Annotated in this window: 21 protein-coding genes and 1 other RNA gene; 7 read left to right on the top strand and 15 right to left on the bottom strand. The window is 72.7% G+C overall.

The features are described from left to right. The first annotated feature begins 6 nt into the window (after positions 1-6). Positions 7-780 (top strand): ABC transporter ATP-binding protein, encoded by a 774-nt coding sequence (locus RB150_08020; GenBank protein MDQ7820480.1) that lies wholly within the window; start codon positions 7-9, stop codon positions 778-780. Next, positions 777-1,118, top strand: a complete 342-nt coding sequence (locus RB150_08015; GenBank protein ID MDQ7820479.1) for a hypothetical protein — start codon at positions 777-779, stop codon at positions 1,116-1,118. Before RB150_08020 ends, RB150_08015 begins: the two co-directional genes overlap by 4 nt. A 3-nt stretch (positions 1,119-1,121) precedes the next feature. Here RB150_08015 and RB150_08010 read toward each other — a convergent pair whose 3' ends face one another. Continuing rightward, entirely contained in the window at positions 1,122-2,093 is a 972-nt protein-coding gene (locus tag RB150_08010; GenBank protein ID MDQ7820478.1) for a quinone oxidoreductase, read from the bottom strand. A gap of 165 nt (positions 2,094-2,258) precedes the next feature. Here RB150_08010 and RB150_08005 point away from each other — a divergent pair, with 165 nt between their 5' ends. Beyond that, positions 2,259-2,456 (top strand): hypothetical protein, encoded by a 198-nt coding sequence (locus RB150_08005; GenBank protein MDQ7820477.1) that lies wholly within the window; start codon positions 2,259-2,261, stop codon positions 2,454-2,456. Between the two features lie 187 nt (positions 2,457-2,643). Next, positions 2,644-3,684 carry a glycosidase gene (locus tag RB150_08000; protein MDQ7820476.1) on the top strand — a complete coding sequence of 347 codons (1,041 nt, stop codon included), beginning with the start codon at positions 2,644-2,646 and terminating at the stop codon, positions 3,682-3,684. Here the strand turns inward: RB150_08000 and RB150_07995 are convergent. Together RB150_07995 and RB150_07990 are read right to left on the bottom strand one after the other, a co-directional pair. Continuing rightward, the gene (locus RB150_07995; GenBank protein MDQ7820475.1) at positions 3,666-4,766 is read right to left on the bottom strand and encodes a hypothetical protein; all 1,101 of its coding nucleotides are present in this window, start codon (positions 4,764-4,766) and stop codon (positions 3,666-3,668) included. The two genes, RB150_08000 and RB150_07995, sit on opposite strands and share 19 nt — an antisense overlap. A 7-nt stretch (positions 4,767-4,773) precedes the next feature. Next, positions 4,774-5,973, bottom strand: a complete 1,200-nt coding sequence (locus tag RB150_07990; protein MDQ7820474.1) for a glycosyltransferase family 4 protein — start codon at positions 5,971-5,973, stop codon at positions 4,774-4,776. Positions 5,974-6,219: 246 nt separating this feature from the next. Here RB150_07990 and RB150_07985 point away from each other — a divergent pair, with 246 nt between their 5' ends. Beyond that, a complete protein-coding gene (locus RB150_07985) occupies positions 6,220-6,603 on the top strand; it encodes a CueP family metal-binding protein (protein MDQ7820473.1) in 384 nt (127 codons plus the stop codon). Positions 6,604-6,628: 25 nt separating this feature from the next. Here RB150_07985 and RB150_07980 read toward each other — a convergent pair whose 3' ends face one another. Further along, complete coding sequence (locus tag RB150_07980; GenBank protein MDQ7820472.1) at positions 6,629-7,000, bottom strand: ferredoxin family protein; 372 nt, start codon at positions 6,998-7,000, stop codon at positions 6,629-6,631. A 170-nt stretch (positions 7,001-7,170) separates the two neighbouring features. Between RB150_07980 and RB150_07975 the strand changes: the two genes are divergently transcribed. Further along, positions 7,171-7,860, top strand: a complete 690-nt coding sequence (locus RB150_07975) for a GntR family transcriptional regulator (protein MDQ7820471.1) — start codon at positions 7,171-7,173, stop codon at positions 7,858-7,860. Continuing rightward, entirely contained in the window at positions 7,857-8,699 is an 843-nt protein-coding gene (locus RB150_07970) for an aldo/keto reductase (protein MDQ7820470.1), read from the top strand. The genes RB150_07975 and RB150_07970 overlap by 4 nt, the downstream gene beginning before the upstream one ends. Positions 8,700-8,851: 152 nt before the next feature. Here RB150_07970 and RB150_07965 read toward each other — a convergent pair whose 3' ends face one another. The 11 genes from RB150_07965 to tdh form a co-directional block, all read right to left on the bottom strand. Next, on the bottom strand, positions 8,852-9,649 hold the full coding sequence (locus tag RB150_07965) for an alpha/beta hydrolase (GenBank protein MDQ7820469.1): 798 nt from the start codon (positions 9,647-9,649) through the stop codon (positions 8,852-8,854). A gap of 98 nt (positions 9,650-9,747) precedes the next feature. Further along, positions 9,748-10,100, bottom strand: a transfer-messenger RNA (tmRNA) gene (gene ssrA / locus RB150_07960). A 41-nt stretch (positions 10,101-10,141) separates the two neighbouring features. Then, on the bottom strand, positions 10,142-10,954 hold the full coding sequence (locus RB150_07955) for a hypothetical protein (protein MDQ7820468.1): 813 nt from the start codon (positions 10,952-10,954) through the stop codon (positions 10,142-10,144). A gap of 43 nt (positions 10,955-10,997) precedes the next feature. Next, complete coding sequence (gene smpB, locus RB150_07950) at positions 10,998-11,483, bottom strand: SsrA-binding protein SmpB (protein ID MDQ7820467.1); 486 nt, start codon at positions 11,481-11,483, stop codon at positions 10,998-11,000. Between the two features lie 16 nt (positions 11,484-11,499). After that, positions 11,500-11,760, bottom strand: coding sequence for a hypothetical protein (locus tag RB150_07945; protein MDQ7820466.1), 261 nt, complete (start codon positions 11,758-11,760; stop codon positions 11,500-11,502). Continuing rightward, complete coding sequence (locus RB150_07940) at positions 11,757-12,146, bottom strand: PaaI family thioesterase (GenBank protein MDQ7820465.1); 390 nt, start codon at positions 12,144-12,146, stop codon at positions 11,757-11,759. The genes RB150_07945 and RB150_07940 overlap by 4 nt, the downstream gene beginning before the upstream one ends. Continuing rightward, positions 12,136-12,693 (bottom strand): MogA/MoaB family molybdenum cofactor biosynthesis protein, encoded by a 558-nt coding sequence (locus tag RB150_07935; protein ID MDQ7820464.1) that lies wholly within the window; start codon positions 12,691-12,693, stop codon positions 12,136-12,138. The genes RB150_07940 and RB150_07935 overlap by 11 nt, the downstream gene beginning before the upstream one ends. Next, entirely contained in the window at positions 12,694-13,206 is a 513-nt protein-coding gene (moaC, locus tag RB150_07930; protein ID MDQ7820463.1) for a cyclic pyranopterin monophosphate synthase MoaC, read from the bottom strand. After that, the gene (locus RB150_07925; GenBank protein ID MDQ7820462.1) at positions 13,199-14,428 is read right to left on the bottom strand and encodes a molybdopterin molybdotransferase MoeA; all 1,230 of its coding nucleotides are present in this window, start codon (positions 14,426-14,428) and stop codon (positions 13,199-13,201) included. Before RB150_07925 ends, moaC begins: the two co-directional genes overlap by 8 nt. 58 nt (positions 14,429-14,486) lie before the next feature. Continuing rightward, positions 14,487-15,665, bottom strand: a complete 1,179-nt coding sequence (locus RB150_07920; protein ID MDQ7820461.1) for a glycine C-acetyltransferase — start codon at positions 15,663-15,665, stop codon at positions 14,487-14,489. A 54-nt stretch (positions 15,666-15,719) separates the two neighbouring features. Then, positions 15,720-16,760 (bottom strand): L-threonine 3-dehydrogenase, encoded by a 1,041-nt coding sequence (gene tdh / locus RB150_07915; protein MDQ7820460.1) that lies wholly within the window; start codon positions 16,758-16,760, stop codon positions 15,720-15,722. Between the last annotated feature and the right edge of the window lie 4 nt (positions 16,761-16,764).

The following is a 16,764-nucleotide window of genomic DNA, read 5'->3' as shown; positions in this document are numbered from 1 at the left end:
CCGGAGATGGACGGCGGCCTGATCATCCGCAACCTCAGCAAGGTCTACTCCAATCCCTACACCGGCGAGCACGTGGTGGCCATCGAGGACGTCTCGCTGGAGATCCCGCCCGGAGAGTTCGTGGCCATCCTGGGGCCCAGCGGCTGCGGCAAGACCACCCTGCTCAACATCGTGGCGGGGTTCCTGCCTCCCACCCGCGGCGAGATCCTGCTCAACGGGCGGCGCATCCAGGGCCCGGGGCCGGACCGGGGCGTGGTGTTCCAGAGTTTTGCGCTGTTTCCCTGGAAGACGGTGCTGGAGAATGTGGCCTTCGGCCTGAAGATGCGCGGCGTGCCCCGGGCGGAGCGCGAGCGCATCGCCCGGGAATACATCGCCCTGGTGGGGCTGGTGGGCTTCGAGAACCGCTACCCCCACGAGCTGTCCGGGGGCATGCAGCAACGGGTGGGCGTGGCCCGCGTCCTGGCCAACAACCCGGACCTGATGCTCATGGACGAGCCGTTCGCCAGCGTGGACGCCCAGACCCGCATGACCCTGCAGGAGGAGCTGTCCCGCATCTGGGAGGCGCGGCGGCCCACCATCCTGTTCGTCACCCACGACGTGGAGGAGGCCGTCTTTCTGGCCAACCGGGTCGTGGTCCTGACCCCGCGGCCGGCCCGGGTGCGCGCGACGGTGGACGTCCCCCTCGCGCGCCCGCGCCGGTGGCAGGCCCTGGTGGAAGACCCGGACTACAAGAGCCTGGTGGCCCGGGTCCTGGCGCTGGTCCGGGACTCCGCGGGATGACCCCGAGCCGGCTCGCGTCGTCCCGTCCGGCCCGGATCCTTCTCGCCGCGGCGGTCCTCACCGCGGCGTGGCAGGGCTGGCTCGCCTGTCAGGCCGGACCCAAGATCCCGGCGGACCTGGACCGGTACGTCTCCGAGCGCGGCGCGGTGGACCTGCTGGTGGTGCTGCGGTTCCCGCCCGAGCGGTTTCACATCCTCACCTTCCAGAAGTTCGGGCGGGTGTCGGGGACCCGTGACCACGCCGTGGAGGTGCGGGCCGTTCCCCGCCGGCGGGTGCGGGAGATCGCGCGCCTGTACTGGGTCCGGGAGATCCGCCCCCTGACCGACGAGGCGCCCTGAGGGTCAGGGCGGCAGCAGCAGGGCCTTGCCGGGGAGCTGGCGGGACTCCAGCGCCCGGTGGGCATCGGCAGCGGCGGCCAGGGGGTACGTCCGGGCGATGCGGACACGCACCTCCCCCCGTTGCACCCATCCGAACACCGCCCGCGCCCGCTCCAGCAGTTCCTCACGGGTGGCGGTGTAGTGGCCCAGGCTGGGCCGGGTCACAAAGAGAGACCCTTTGGCCATCAGCGTGAGCGGCGAGATGGCCGGCGGCGCGCCGCTGGCGTTGCCGAACAGCACCAGGTAGCCCCGGGGCTGCAGCACGTCCAGGTCCTTCTCGGCGGTGGCGCGCCCGACCCCGTCGTACACCACGTCCACGCCCCGACCGCCGGTGATCCGGCGCACGGCCTCCACGAAGTCCTCCTGGTCGTAGCGGATCACGTGGTCGGCTCCCGCCTCCCGGGCCAGGCGGGCCTTCTCCTCGCTGGAGGCGGTCCCCACGACCACCGCCCCCAGCCGCTTGCACACCTGCACCAGGATTTGCCCGGTCCCTCCCCCGGCGGCGTGCACCAGGACCGTCCGGCCGGCCCGCAGGGGGTACGTGCTGTGGGTCAGGTAGTGTGCGGTCATCCCCTGCACCATGACGGCCGCGGCGATGTGGGCGTCCAGGCCCTCGGGCACGGGCACCAGGCGGGCGGCCGGGACCACGGCGTACTCGGCGTAGGCGCCCGGATACATCGCCCACGCCACCCGGTCGCCGGGCCGCAGATCGTCCACCCCCGGCCCCACCGCATCCACCACCCCGGCGGCCTCGGATCCCGGGGTGAAGGGCAGGGAGACCTGGTACAGGCCGGTCCGATGGTACGTGTCCAGGAAGTTCAGCCCCGCCGCGTCGACCTTCACCCGGACCTCCCGCGGGCCCGGGGTCGGGACCGGCACCTCCTCATACTGCAGGACCTCTGGCCCTCCGTGGGCGTGGATGCGAACGGCCTTCACGGATCCTCCCCCTTGTATTGACCGGCACAGCCGGCCTCCAGTATAGCGGCCGCGGAGGGTGCCGGCCACCCCGCCCGGAGGGATGAACACGGGCGCCGGCGGGTACGTTATGGTGATGGAGGGACCTCCGGGCCGAGGTGGAAGTTCATCAGAGGGAGGGGACCCATGGGAGTCTGGCGCTGTCCGCGGTGCGGAGCCACGGTGACCCTTCAGCCGCAGTTCGGGGAGATCGTGGCGGTGTACGACCTGTGCGGCCGCCGGGATCCCCGCTCCCCCTCCGCTCCCGTGCGCATGGAGCCGGTGAGCGCGGACACGGTGGGTGCCGCTTCCTCGCCCGAGCGGGAGCTGGTCCCCACCCGCTAGGGGGGGCCGCGCGCCTTCCCCGGCGGCCGCCGGGCAGCCCGCCCGTCGCCTGACCGTCACGCGCCGGGCATGCCGTCGCGTTGAGGCCTTCGCCGCGCCGCCCCCGGTCTGATCCGCATGGACCCCGGGCATGCCTGCTGCGGAGGAAACGGCCGCCGGCGGACGAATCACCCGATCCCGGCATCCCATGGACGCGCCGCGCCTGCAGCGCTTTGACGGCAACCCCATCCTGGCGCCCACCAGCCGGTGGTGGGAAAACCGTTGGGTCTTCAACTGTGGAGCCACCCTCTACCAGAACCGGGTGGTGCTGCTGTACCGGGCCCAGGGGGCCGACTGGGTCTCCCGCTTCGGCCTGGCGGTGCTGGAGGACGGGGTGCGGGTCGTCGAGCGCAGCCCCCGTCCGGTCTTCGAGCCCGCCCTGAACAACCCGTGGGAGAGGCTGGGTGTGGAGGACCCCCGGGTGACGTTTCTCGACGGGCGGTACTTCATCTGCTACACGGCGGCCTCCCTGTATCCGGCCCTGCGGCCGGTCCGCCGGCGGGGGCCCTCCCCCTTCGACGACAACGGCGTCCCCTGGCGGACGCGGATCGCCATCGCCACCACCCGCGACTTCGTGCTTTTCCGCCGCGTGGGGCTGGCCTTCCGCCAGTGGGACGACAAGAACGGAGCCCTGTTCCCGGCCCGCATCCGCGGGCGGTACTACCTGCTCCACCGGATCTTCCCCAACATCCACCTGGGGACGTCCCTGGATCTGCGCCGCTGGCGGGACCTGGGGCCCATCCTCACCGTCCGGCCGGGAAGCTGGGACAGCAACCGCATCGGCCCGGGGGCACCGCCTCTGTGGACTCCCTATGGCTGGCTTCTGTTCTACCACGGGGTGGACGACAGCCGCGTCTACCGTCTGGGGGTGGCCCTGCTGGATCTGGAGCACCCCCGCCACGTCCTGGCGCGAGCTCCCAACCCGATCCTCGAACCGGAGGAGCCCTACGAGCGGGAGGGCCTGGTGCCCAACGTGGTGTTCACCTGCGGGGCGGTGGAGCTCGGGGACCGCTACTTCGTGTACTACGGGGCCGCCGACAGCGTCATCGGCGTGGCCAGCGTCTCCCGCCAGGCTCTGCTGCAGTGGGCCGCCGACGCCGCCCGGACAGCCCCCTCGGTGCCGGCGCGCCTGATCCGGGCCGCGCGCCGCGAGGCCTACGAGGTGGCCCGTCACCGCAGGACAGGCTGAGGCCGCAGCCGGAAGCCCGCCCGCCGGCGGGGGCGAGGCGGCACCGTGTCCACGCCCAGCAGCCGGCCCAGGCTCAGGCGGGCCAGCAGGAAGGTGATGGTGGCCTCGGCCCCGCAGTTGAGGTTGACCCCGCCGGGATGCAGGCCGTCGTGGCAGGCTCCCGTGCGGGGGTCGTAGACGGCCGCGCCGGCGGTGTTCCGACCGGCAAACCAGCCAAACGCCTCCTCCGCCAGTCGGCGATAGCGGGTCTCACCGGTGGTCTCCGCCGCCACCACGTACAGTTCCACCAGGCTCCCCGCATCCACCGGCTGCTGATCGTACCACGCCCGGGGGCCTCCGCGGGGATACCACCCGCGGTTGCCCACCGGCACCAGCACCCGCTCCCCTCCCCCGACCGGGAGGTGAAGGGTCCGCTCCAGGAACCCTGTGGTCTCCTCCGCGCCCCGCCGGAACCGCTCCAGGCCCGTCAGGCGGTAGACATCCCACAGGGCCGCGGGCAGGCGGCCGGGCTCGTAGGTCAGGATGTCCTCAAACCACACCCACTCCCCGCCGCTGTGGTCGTCCAGGGCCCGGAGCAACCGGTCGCCCAGCACGGTGGCCAGGGCCTTCGCCTCGGGCCGTCCCGTGGCCCGACAGTAGGCGGTCAACCCCAGGATGGCATTGGCTTGGCCGCGGCAGGACCGCAGACCGTCCAGGTGCGGCCACACGCGGTGCAGGATGAACTCCGCCGTGCGGCGCAGGGAATCGGGAAGGGAGGACGCCACCACCTCACCGCAGGCCCACGCGCACCGGCCCAGGCAGTCCTCGGAGCCCGGGCGACCGTCGGGCCGCCGGTCGTACCGGATCAGGTGGACGAACGTGCCGTCCTGCCGCTGGGCGTACAGCAGGAAGCCCAGGGTGGTCCGGGCCAGGGTCTCCCGCCACCGCAGGGGAGGCAGGCGCGCGGCCACCACCAGGGCGCGGGCGTTGTCGTCGGTGGCGTAACCGCTGGCGGGGTCCTGCACCCCGAAGCGGGCAAACTGCAGGACCCCCGTCTCATCGGTGAGCCGGCGCAGGTGGGCCACGGACAGCGGAGGGAGCATGGCGGTCTCAGAAGGCCACGGCGCGGGCGGCGGCCACCTCGGCAAACAGCTCGCCATAGGCCGCCGCCACCCGGGGCCACGCCATCTGCCGGCCCAGGCTGTAGGCGGCGCGCTGGAGCCGTTCCCGCAGGTGAGGATCCTCCAGCAGGCGCGTGATGGCCGCCGCCATCTCCCGGGGAGCGCGGAATGGCACCAGCAGGCCCCGCCCCTCGGCCAGCACATCCCGGGCGTACAGGTAGGGGGTGGAGATGATGGCCCGCCCGCATCCCAGGGCGTAGGACAGCGTGCCGCTGACGATCTGGCGCGGGTTGTGATAGGGGGTGATGTACACGTCGGTGGCCAGCAGGTAGCGGATCAGCTCCCGGTCGGGCAGGTAGCGGTTCTCGAACCGCACGTGCTCCTCCAGGCCCCGCTGCCGCACCCGCTCCTGCAGCCACTCCCGGTAGCTCTCGCCCTGCTGCCGCCGGACCATGGGGTGGGTTTCCCCCAGCACCAGGTACAGCACGTCGGGATGGCGGGGCACCACGTGGACCAGGGCGTCGATCACGTCCTCGATGCCCTTGCCGGGATTCAGCAGACCGAAGGTGGACAGCACGCGCCGGCCGGACAGGCCCAGGTCGGCCTTGACGCGCGCCGGATCCTGCCGGCTCACCGGCGGCACGCCGTGGGGGATGACGCGCACGCGCCGGTCGTCCACCCCGTACTCCCGCCTCAGGATGTCCACCGCCGACCGGGTCATCACGACCACGGCGGCGCTGTGCTCGCACAGCGCCCGGATGATGGCCTCAGCCACCGGAGGCGGATCGGGGAGGACGGTGTGCAGGGTGGTCACCAGGGGGACGGTCGGTCGTTCCCCCAGCCGCAGCACGTAGGCGCCCCACTCCCCGCCGAAGATCCCGAATTCGTGCTGCAGGTTCACCACATCGACTCCCGACGCCGAGAGCTCCCGGGCCGTCCGGACGTAGGTGTCGACGTCGTGCTGGAGAATCCGCCAGCGGACGCGCGGCGGGTAAGGGCGCGCCACAGCGTCCTCATCCACTGCGGCCACCACGGCCTCCACCGGAGGATTGTGGCCGGCCAGCGCCTCGATCAGGTCCCGGGTGAACGTGGCGATCCCGCACTCCCGCGGCGGGTAGGTGCTGACGAATGCCACCCGGACCCGGCGGGAGGGACGGTCATCGGAGTCGGTCAGGATCCGGTCCACCATGGATCTCACCTGCCGCTTCCGACGCCCCGCAAGGGGCCTCCCACAATCGAAACGACAGCTGGAAACGCGCCGGACGCGGCTGGTCCGGCGGGGTCGGTATGCGATTGTGATGCGCGGCTTCGCCGCTATTATACCAGCCGGCCCGTGTCAGGGAAACCCGGTCCGCGCCCGGGGCCGCGGGCGAATCGGTCGGCTACCCGATGGCGCTCGCGTCCCCTCGCCCTTAGGATACGCCCGAGGAGGGTGATGACCGCGATGCCGCGCATCCTGCCTGTGGTGCTGGCGGCAGTGCTGGGTCTGGCCGCGGCGGCCGTCCCGGCACCCGCCGGTGACTTCTACGTGGCCCTTGCGCCGTATCTGACCACCACCCATCCGTGCACGTACCACGTCAAGGGGTCCTGCCAGGGCGAGCTGGCGGGTGCGACGTTCCGCTACTGGCTGCGGTCCACCGACGGGACGGTGAGCCGCAGCGGCGTGGTGCGGGCCGGGGACGACGGGTTCGTGGAGCTGTGGGTCCCGCCCCACAAGCGCTACGTGATCACCTTCGCCTACCAGGGACGGCGGGGCACCGGAACCTTCTCCTCGTTCCCCCGCGACCCCACCTGCATCACCACCATCCGGCTCCGCTAGGGTGCAAGGTCCGCGGCCCCGCCGGTCAGGACTTGGGCTGCAGCCCGAAGACCTGGTACTGGAGCGTGATGTAGTCCCTCCACTGGTCGGGCACGCTGGCTTCGGGGAAGATGGCGGTCACCGGGCACACCGACTCGCAGGCGCCGCAGTCGATGCACTCTTCCGGGTGAATGAACAGCTGGGCCAGTAGCTTCTCCTTGGGCACGCCCTCGGCGGGAACGTGCACCGCTTCACCCTTGGGGATCACCTGCTTGTCCGGCCCGGGACCGGTGGACGGGTCGGGAACGACGAAGCTGCCCACCTCGTCCACGTACTCGTAGATGCAGTCGACCGGGCAGACCTCCACGCAGGAGCGGTCCTTGGTCCCAATGCACGGTTCAGCGATGATGTATGCCACCGCACACCTCCCGTCGCAGGTCTGCACTTCCGACACCAGCGTACCCGCGACATCGGCCGCGGGCAATAGCCGCAGGCGAACCTATGTTCACTGGTCTATTGATCCCAGGAGGATTCAGAATGCGGAGTTTTGAATACAGTACTCAGTACTCCGAATACGGAGGGCTTTCGATGGTCGAGCGTGCTCCCGCCATTCCCATCCTGGCCGCTCCGCTTCCCCCGCGGGAGCCGGTCAGCCAGGTGATCTACCGGCACCTGCGCCAGCACCTTGCCGACGCGAGGATTCCTCCGGGGACGCGGCTGCACGAGGTCGAGCTGGCCGCCGCGTGGCGGCTAAGCCGGACGCCGGTGAGGGAGGCGCTGCGGCGGCTCGAGCTGGAAGGGTTTCTGCGCCCCGCCGGACGTCGGGGGTTCGAGGTCCCCGTCCGGACCCGCTCCGACCTGGAGGACCTGTTCGACCTGCAGGAGGTGCTGGAAGGCCTGGCGGCCCGGCGGGCGGCCGAACGGGCGGCGGCCCCCGCCGTGGCCCGGCTGAACGACCTCATCAGAGCCCACGGCGCCGCCCTGCAGCGGCGGGATCTGGACGGGGTGCTGGCCGCCCACGAGGAGCTCCACCGGGCGATCACCGCTGCTGCCGGCAACGCCTGCCTGGCGGCGGTGGTGGACCTGGTGCGGGCCCACCTGCAACCCGCACGCATGCGCGTCCTCCGCACCCGGGAGCGGGCCACACGGTCGTTTCGCGAAATGGCCAAGGTGACGGCCGCCATCCGCGCCCGCGATCCGGCCAGGGCGGAGGCCGCGATGCGCGAGCACCTGGCCAGCGTTCGCGCGGACGTCCTCGCTCAGTGGGACCAGGCATGATCCGGCGCCCGCTCGGGTGGACGGGAGTGCCCGTGCCGGTCATCGGCCAGGGCACCTGGCAGATGGAGCGGGACGGCCGTCGGGCGGTGGCTGCCCTGCGGGCCGGGCTGGACGCCGGCATGACCCACATCGACACCGCGGAGATGTACGGAGCCGGCCGGGTGGAGGAGATCGTGGGGGAGGCCATTGCCGGCCGCCGCCACGAGGTGTTCCTGGCGTCCAAGGTCCTCCCCGAGCACGCGACCTTCCCGGGCGTCCTGCGCGCCTGTGAGGGCAGTCTGCGGCGCCTGCGTACCGAGTGGCTGGACCTGTACCTGCTGCACTGGCCCTCGACCCATCCCCTGGAGGAGACGGTGCGGGCGTTCGAGCGTCTGGTGCGGGAGGGCAAGATCCGTTTTTACGGGGTCAGCAACTTCGACGTGCCCGATCTGGAAGGCGCGGTGGCGGTCGCCGGCGAGGGGCGCGTGGCGTGCAACCAGGTTCTCTACCACCTGGGCGAGCGCGCCATCGAGCACGCCGTGCTGCCCTGGTGCGAGGCCCGCGGCATCGCCGTGGTGGGCTACAGTCCGTTCGGCTCCGGCGCCTTCCCCTCCCCCCGCTCCCGCGGCGGGCGGGTCCTGGAGGAGATCGCGCGGGCGCGGGGCGCGACCTCCCGCCAGGTGGCCCTGGCGTTCCTGGTGCGGCGGCCCTCCCTGTTCACCATCCCCAAATCCTCGTCCGTGGAGCACGTGCGGGAAAACGCGGGCGCAGGCGACCTCGTCCTGACCGCCGAGGAGACCGCGCGCATCGAGGAGGCGTTTCCCGCAGGACCACCGCGGCGCACCCTTCCGGTGCTCTGAGGGCCCCCGCCGGACGGCCGCACTCCCCCGTGCGGCCTCCGGCAGCCTCGCAGAGCAATCCCGCGAGACGGGGTTCGGTGCCCGCCGCGCCGCTGCGCCAGCCTTGTCGATGGCCTGTGCTTCCGGTCCCTGACCCGTGGGGCGCCCCGCGCCTAGCCGTCTCCCACGAAGCGTTCGATGGCCTCGGCGACGCGCTCCGGCGCCTCGAGGCTGGGGAAGTGGCTATTGGTGGACAGACGCTCCACACGGAACCAGGGGTTTTCGACGGCGAACGCCCGCTGGGCTGCCAGGAACTCCGGGTGCGGCGGCTGGGCGTACAGGTGGAGCGTGGGTACCGGCGGGTCCAGGGCGCGCAGGGCCCTGAGCCCACTTCCCGCTTCAGCGTACGCCCGGGTGATCTCCCGGCCGGCCCGTGCCCACCATTCGTACCCGTACGAGCCCATGTCCTCCTTCACAAACCGGGTCACCACCGGGTCGTCCACGTGCTCCAGCCACATGGCGAAGAGACCCGCCCGTGCCTGCTCCCAGCGGTCCCGGTCCTGAAGCGCCTCCAGCACCGCCAGGAATGGCGGCGGCGGGTCCAGGATGAGCCAGTCCAGCAGCACCAGCTTGGGCACTCGATCGCCCAGCCGTCGCCGCAGCTCGAGGGCGATCCAGCTCGCGTGGGCCTGGGCGACGGGAACCACCCGCCGTGCGCCGCTCGCCCCGATGACGGCCAGAGCGTCTTCGACCAACGCCTCAGACCCGAAGTCGCCCTGGGGCAGCTCCGAGCCTCCGTGGGCGCGCCAGTCCAGAGACACCGTCCGCCTCGTGGAGGATACGCGAGGCAAGAGCCGCTCGAATACGCGCCGGCTGGAGCACCAGCCGGGCAGCAGCAGAAGGGCCGGCTCACCACTGCCTGAGTCCACATAGTCAATGGACACGCTCCCTGCGGCGATGGCCCGAGGCATGTTCCACCTCCACCGTGAGGAAGTCAATTGCCGCTTTCTATTGGGCACACAATTAGACGGGCCGGGGGTTGGCACCCGCGGCTCGCCTGCATCAGATCTGGTGGAGGCGGCGGGAATCGAACCCGCGTCCTGGGAGAGCGAGGGCCAGGCGTCTACGCGCGTATCCCGGGTTTGGCATCTCGCGTCCAGGCCCTCCCCCGGGCGGGATGCCCGGACGCCAGCCCTGCTGGGGTTCCCGCGACGGCGGCCGGGCCGGCCGGTCGCCGCAGTAGCCGGCTGGTGGCGCCCTTCCCGGGCCGCCGGCCCTCCCGGGTGGACGTACGCTGCTACTTAGGCAGCGTAGGCGTACTGTGTGTTGGCGTGTATGCGCCGTCCGGCTGATTAACGAGGTCCCGGACCCCCTCGGCGCGCAGCCTCGCTTCTGCCATCCCAGTCGAGACCGTTCGCCCCCGAATCCGCCTTCATTATACCACGGAGGTGCCGGCCGTCCGGTCAGGTGGCCAGCAGCGCCGCGCCCCGCGCCGCGTCGAACCCCATCTCCTGGGCCGACTCCACCACCGCCCCGCCCAGGGGGATCCGCCGGCACCGCTCGATGCGGACCCGGGCGGCCTGGCAGATGGGGCACTGGTGGATGACGATGCGCATCCAGGTGCGGTCGGACCGCTGCACCCGCCCGGCGCGGACCCGCGCCAGCAGCGCCCGGGCTTCCAGCGGACGGCGCTGGTGGATCGCCGTCTCCCACTCGCGCACCGCTGCCTGGTTCGCGCTCTCCACCAGGTGGCGCAGCTCGTAGAAGCGGCGGTTCTTCCAGCAGAAGGGAACGCCGGTCAGGTACGAAATGGTCCACCCGGTGCTGACTCCCGCCGCCAGGATCTCCACCAGCAGCCGCACCATCCCCAGCCACAGGGCCGCCGGCGCCGGGAGGGGAATCTGGGCGGGCATCTGGGCGCTGATGGCCGCCGCGGCCTGGGACACCAGCAACCGCAGGTAGTCCAGCACCGCCAGCAGGTCAAAGCCGTCCCCCGCCCCCACGCGCGTCCGGTAGGCGAGGTAGTCCAGCAGGACCGCTCCGGCGTAGGCGGTCACCCCTCCCACCTGGGCAAAGATGCGAAAGCTGGCGGTGTCGTGGTTGTGGGTCAGGCGGATGGCCGCCACCACGCCCAGGGCCGAGGCGGACCCCACCAGCGCCGCGCCCACGGGCACGGCGGCCAGCACGTTGGCGTGGGCCAGGGAGACCAGATGGGCCAGGTAGGCGGACGCGCAGGTGGTCAGGGCGGCCAGGACGACCGTCAGGGCGGCAGGCACCGGGATCCCCTCCTGCCCGTGATGTGCCCGCGCCCCGCCCGTCCTAGGCGCGCCCTCCCGGGGCGGGGCCCCGGCGGCGCAGGGCCCGCGCGATGCGCCGGGCGGCCTCCCGCTCTTCGATGGCGGCCCGACGGTCGTACTGCCGCTTGCCCCGGGCCAGGGCCAGCTCCACCTTGGCCATCCCCCGGGAGAAGTACACCCGCAGGGGGATCAGGGTGTAGCCCTTCTGGGAGACCTTGCCGGCGAGCCGGCGGATCTCGTGCCGGTGCAGCAGCAGCTTGCGCCGCCGCAGGGGGTCGTGGTTGAAGATGCTCCCCGCCTCATAGGGAGGGATGTGCATGTGGTACAGCCAGACCTCGCCGTTCTCGATCCGGGCGTACGCCTCCTGGATGCTGGCCCGGCCCGCCCGCAGGGACTTCACCTCGGTCCCCGTGAGGACCAGCCCCGCCTCCAGGGTGTCCTCGATGTGATAGTCGAACCGCGCCCTCCGGTTGGTGGCCACAACCCGCTCCGCGCTCTGGGTCGCCATCGCGACTCCTCCCGGGTCAGCGCAGCTGACCGCCCACGGCCACCAGCAGCAGGCCCACCACCGCGGCGGCGATCTCCACCGTGCGGGTGGCGGGATGGGCGGCGCCGCCCGCCGCGCCCGCGACGGCCACCAGCGCCAGCACGATCCACCCGGCGGTTTCCAGGAAGGCCCCGAAGGACAGGGGACGCCGGCCGCGCAGGTAGTCCCGGTGGTGCCGGACGACCACCGCTCCCGTGACCACCACAGCCGCCACCCACAGGAGCCGTCCCGGCGTCACGGCAGCCGCACCGCCACCACGCCGGCCCCCTCGGCCACCAGAGTGCCGTCCCGGGTGATCTCCACCCGCCCGGTGTGCAGACCGCCCCGGGATCCGGTCGGACGCGCGGTGACCACCAGGCGGTCGCCGGGCCGCACCGGGCGGCGGAAGCGCACCTCGATCTTCCCCGTGACCGCGGGCTGGCCCCGGACAAACCAGATGTTGGCGAGGGCGTCGTCCACCAGGGCGGCGAGAATCCCGCCGTGGACCAGCCCCTCGTAGCCCACGTGCAGGTCGGTGGGCACGAACGTCGCCTGCACGCCGTCCTGATAGGGCCGGAACTCCAGCCTCAGGCCCATGGGGTTGTCGGGCCCGCAGACAAAACAGCGCCTGGCGTCACGCGACATCGCCGGATCCTCCCGCGGGGGGCGTGCCCGGCTCGCCGTGAGGGCGCCCCCAGGGAAGGGGCTCCCCGCGCACCAGATCCACGGCGTGGCGCAGGGCGGGCAGGATGACCTCCAGCCACTGCTCCACTCCCCGGGGACTGCCGGGCAGGTTGACGATCAGCGTCCGCCCCCGCACGCCCGCCACCCCCCGGGAGAGAACCGCCAGCGGGGTCGCCTGTCCCGTCCGCACCCGGGCCGCCTCGGGAATCCCGGGCACCACCCGCTCGACCACATCCAGCGTGGCCTCCGGGGTCACATCGCGGGGGGCCAGGCCGCTGCCGCCCGTGGTCAGGACCAGGTCCACCGCCAGGCGGTCCGCGTATGCCCGCAGGCGCTCGGCGATCTGCGGCCGGTCGTCGGGCAGCACGTCGTGGGCCACCACCTCCGCCCCGCGGTCCCGGAGGATCCGGACAGCCAGCTCGCCGCTGGTGTCGGGATGCTCCCCCCGGGCGACGGAGTCGCTGAGGGTGAGCACCACAGCCCGCACGCCCCGCAGGTCGGAAGTCATCTACGGTTCCCCGGGCCGCCGGTAGTCTCCGCTGCGGCCTCCGGTCTTGCGCACCAGGCGGATCCGATCGATGGTCATCTCCCTGTCCACCGCCTTGCACATGTCGTAGATCGTCAGCGCCGCCGCCGCCACCGCCACCAGCGCTTCCATCTCCACCCCCGTGGGGGCGCGGGTCCGCACCGTGGCCTCGATCTGCACCGCGCTGGCGCGGTCGTCCAGGCGGAACGACAGGTCGACCCCCGTCAGGGGCAGCGGGTGCGCCAGAGGGATCAGCTGGTCGGCGCGTTTGGCGGCCAGGACGCCGGCCACGTGGGCGACGGCCAGGACGTCCCCCTTGGCCACCTGGTGGTCCCGGATCTGCGCCAGGGTGGCCGGACGCATGCGCACCTCTCCCCGGGCCACCGCCACCCGCAGGGTCGCGGGCTTGTCCGACACGTCCACCATGCGCAGCCGCCCGGAGGCGTCCACGTGGGTCAGCTCGCCCGGGCGCGCGCGCCCGCCCCGCCTACCCACAGAGCCTGACCTCCACCTCGCTGCCTTCGGCCAGGGCGGCATGCGGCGGCACCGTGACCAGCCCGTCGGCCCGCACCATGGACGTGATGATGCCCGATCCGCCCGGCAGCGGCACGGCCCACAGGGTTCCGGTCCGCTCCACCAAGGAGACCCGCACGTGATCTTCGCGGTCCCCGGCCGCCACCGGCCGCGCCAGGCGCGCCCGCACCACCTGCCAGGGGCGGGGCGGCTCGCGCATCCCCATCATCTCCTCCAGGACCGGCCGCACGAAGACGTCGAAGGTCACCATGGCCGAGACCACGTTGCCCGGCAGCCCGAACACCGGCTTGCCCGCGGCCACGGCCAGGATCGTGGGCTTGCCGGGGCGGATGGCCACCCCGTGGACCACGATGCCGGGTGCCCCCAGGGCCGCCACGGCGTCGGCCACCAGGTCCCGCTCGCCCACCGAGCTGCCGCCGCTGAGCACCAGGACGTCGCACTCCCGGTGGGCCTGTCGGGCCACCTGGACCAGCACGGCGAGGTTGTCCTCCACGATCCCGTAGGCGCGGGGGAGCGCCCCCACCTGCTCGATCAGGCCGGACAGGGTGTAGGTGTTCATGTCGTGGATCTGGCTGCCGCGCAGAGGGTGGCCGGGAGCCACCAGCTCGTCGCCGGTCACGATCACGCCCACCACCGGCTGCCGGTAGACCAGGACCTCCGGAATGTCCAGGCCCGCCAGGAGACCCAGATCCTGGGGCCGCAGCCGGCGGCCGGGGCGCAGGAGGACCTCTCCGGTCCGCACGTCGGACCCCCGCTGGACGACGTTCTCCCCGGGCCGCACCGGCCGCTCCACCGCCACCGCGCCGTCCTGGCGCACGGTGTGCTCCTGCATCACCACCGCGTCGGCGCCCTCGGGCAGCATCCCCCCGGTGGGGATCCGGACCGCCTGGCCGGCGCCCACGGTGACGCGCGCGGGTTCATCGACGCGGACCTCGCCGACCACGGCCAGGGTCACGGGGGCCCCCGACGACGCCCCGGCCGTGTCGGCGGCGCGCACGGCGTATCCGTCCACCGACGCGCGGTCAAACGGGGGCAGGTCACCGGAGGCCACGACCTCCTGGGCCAGAACCCGCCCGCGGGCCCGCAGCAGCGGCACCCGCTCCACCCCGCAGGGCTGCGGGCGGTACGCCCGGGAGAACAGCTCCCGGGCCTCCTGGGGGGTCGGCGGGGTGGACACCTTCACGGACCCTCCCCCCGCCGGGCAGCCCGGCGCGGACGGGGGGACACAACCGGCCGGGCCATCAGATCAGGCGCAGCTCCCGCCCCACCCTTTCGAACGCGTCCAGAGCCTTCTGCAGGTGCGTCCGGGTGTGGGCGGCGGTGACGATGGTGCGCACCCGGGCCGTGCCCCGGGGCACCGTGGGAAAGGCGATGCCCTGGGCGAAGACGCCGGCGGCGAACAGCCGGTCGGAGAGCTCCATGGCCAGGCGCTCGTCCCCCACGATCACGGGCGTGATGGGCGTCTCGCTGGCCCCGGTGTTCCAGCCCTGCTGGGCCAGGGCCTTCTTGAAAAAGCGCGTGTTGTCCCACAGCCGTTCGATCAGCTCCGGCTCTTCCTGCACCAGGCGGACGGCGGCCAGGGCCGACGCCGCCACCGCCGGGGGGTGCGACGTGGAGAACAGCAGCGGCCGGGCTTTGTGAATCAGGAAGTCGGCCAGCGTCTGGCTGCCGGCCACGTATCCCCCGATGGCGGCGAACGCCTTGGACAGGGTGCCCACCTGCACGTGCACCCGGCCGTGCAGCCCGAAGTGGTCCACCGTCCCCCGGCCCTGGTGGCCCAGGACGCCGCTGGCGTGGGCGTCGTCCACCATCATGATGGCCCCGAACTCCTCCGCCAGGGCCACCAGGTCCGGCAACGGCGCGATGTCGCCGTCCATGCTGAACACGCCGTCGGTGATCAGCAGCACCCGCCGCGCCCCCCGGGATTCCTCCAGCAGGCGCCGGGCGGCGGCCACGTCCTTGTGGGGGTAGATCTTCTTCTGCGCCCCCGACAGGCGGGCGCCGTCGATGATGCTGGCGTGGTTGAGCTCGTCGCTGACGATCACGTCCTCCTTGCCCAGCAGCGCGGCCACCGTCCCCGCGTTGGCGGTGAACCCCGACTGGAACAGCAGCGCCGCCTCGGTCTGCTTGAACCGCGCCAGCTCCTGCTCCAGCTCCCGGTGGATGGCCATGTTGCCGGCGATGGTGCGCACGGCCCCCGAGCCCACGCCCAGCTCGTCCAGGGCCCGCCGCGCCGCCGCCTTCAGCCGGGGATGGGTGGCCAGGCCCAGGTAGTTGTTGGAGCACAGGTTGATGACCTCCCGGCCATCGTAGCGGGCCACGGGTTCCTGGGGACCCTCCAGCAGCCGGGGCCACCGGAACAGGCCCCGCTCGCGCAGCTCGTCCAGTTCTCGATCCAGATAGGCCAGCGGATTGCCCATGATCCTCCCACCCGTCGTGCCACTGCCCGGCGGGGTCGCCCCGCCAGGGTCGTCTCACAGATAGAGTAGCACCTTGCCGGCGGCTCCGGCCCGCAGGAGGTCAAACGCCTCCTGAAACCGCTCCAGGGGAAACCGGTGGGTGATCACCGGGATCACATCCAGCCCGCGGCGCAGCAGGGCGGTGGCCTCCTCCCAGGTCTGCCAGATCTTGCGCCCGAAGATCCCGGCCAGGCGCGCGCCCTTGAAGATCACCCCGCCGGCCAGGTCCACCCGCACGGGCTGGTCGGGCAGCCCCAGCAGCGAGACCCACCCGCCGGGCCGCAGGGCCCGCAGCCCCGCCGCCAGCCCCGCTTCCGACCCGGACATCTCCAGGACCACGTCCACGCCGTCCCCGCCGGCCTCGCGGATGCGGGCCGCCAGGTCCTCGGTGCGGGCGTCCACCACCAGGTCGGCGCCCATCCGGCGGGCCAGCGCCAGCCGCGCGTCGGAGATGTCGCTGGCCGCGACGAACGCCGCGCCGGCGTGCCGGCAGATGGCAATGGCCATCAGCCCGATGGGGCCGCAGCCCACCACCGCCACCCGGCGGCCGACCAGCGGCGCCTCCAGGGCCGCGTGCACCGCGTTGCCCAGAGGGTCCAGGATGGCGGCCACGTCCCGGGGGATGCCCGGATCCACCTTCCACGCGTTCCGGGCCGGCAGGGTGACGTACTCGGCGAACGCGCCATCCCGGTCGATGCCGACCACCTGGAGCCTCTCGCAGAGGTGGTTCAGCCCCGTCCGGCAGGGCCGGCAGCGCCCGCAGGCGATGTGCCCTTCCCCGCTGACGAAGTCGCCCACGGCCACGCCGTCCACGTCGTCGGCGGTCTCCACCACCGTGCCGCAGAACTCGTGGCCGATGATCCGCGGCGGGATCACCCGGGAGCGGGCCCAGGCATCCCAGGTGGCGATGTGCAGGTCGGTCCCGCAGATCCCGGCGGCCCACACCTGCACCAGGATCTCGCCGGGACCGGGACGCGGTACCGGCACCGTAGCCAGGTCCAGCCCGGGCCCGGCGTCGGACTTGACCACCGCCCGCATCTCAGGCGCCCGCGGCATGGCG

The organism is Armatimonadota bacterium (assembly GCA_031081675.1).
Lineage (GTDB): Bacteria > Sysuimicrobiota > Sysuimicrobiia > Sysuimicrobiales > Kaftiobacteriaceae > Calidihabitans > Calidihabitans tengchongensis.
This window is presented reverse-complemented; position numbering and strand designations above follow the sequence as displayed.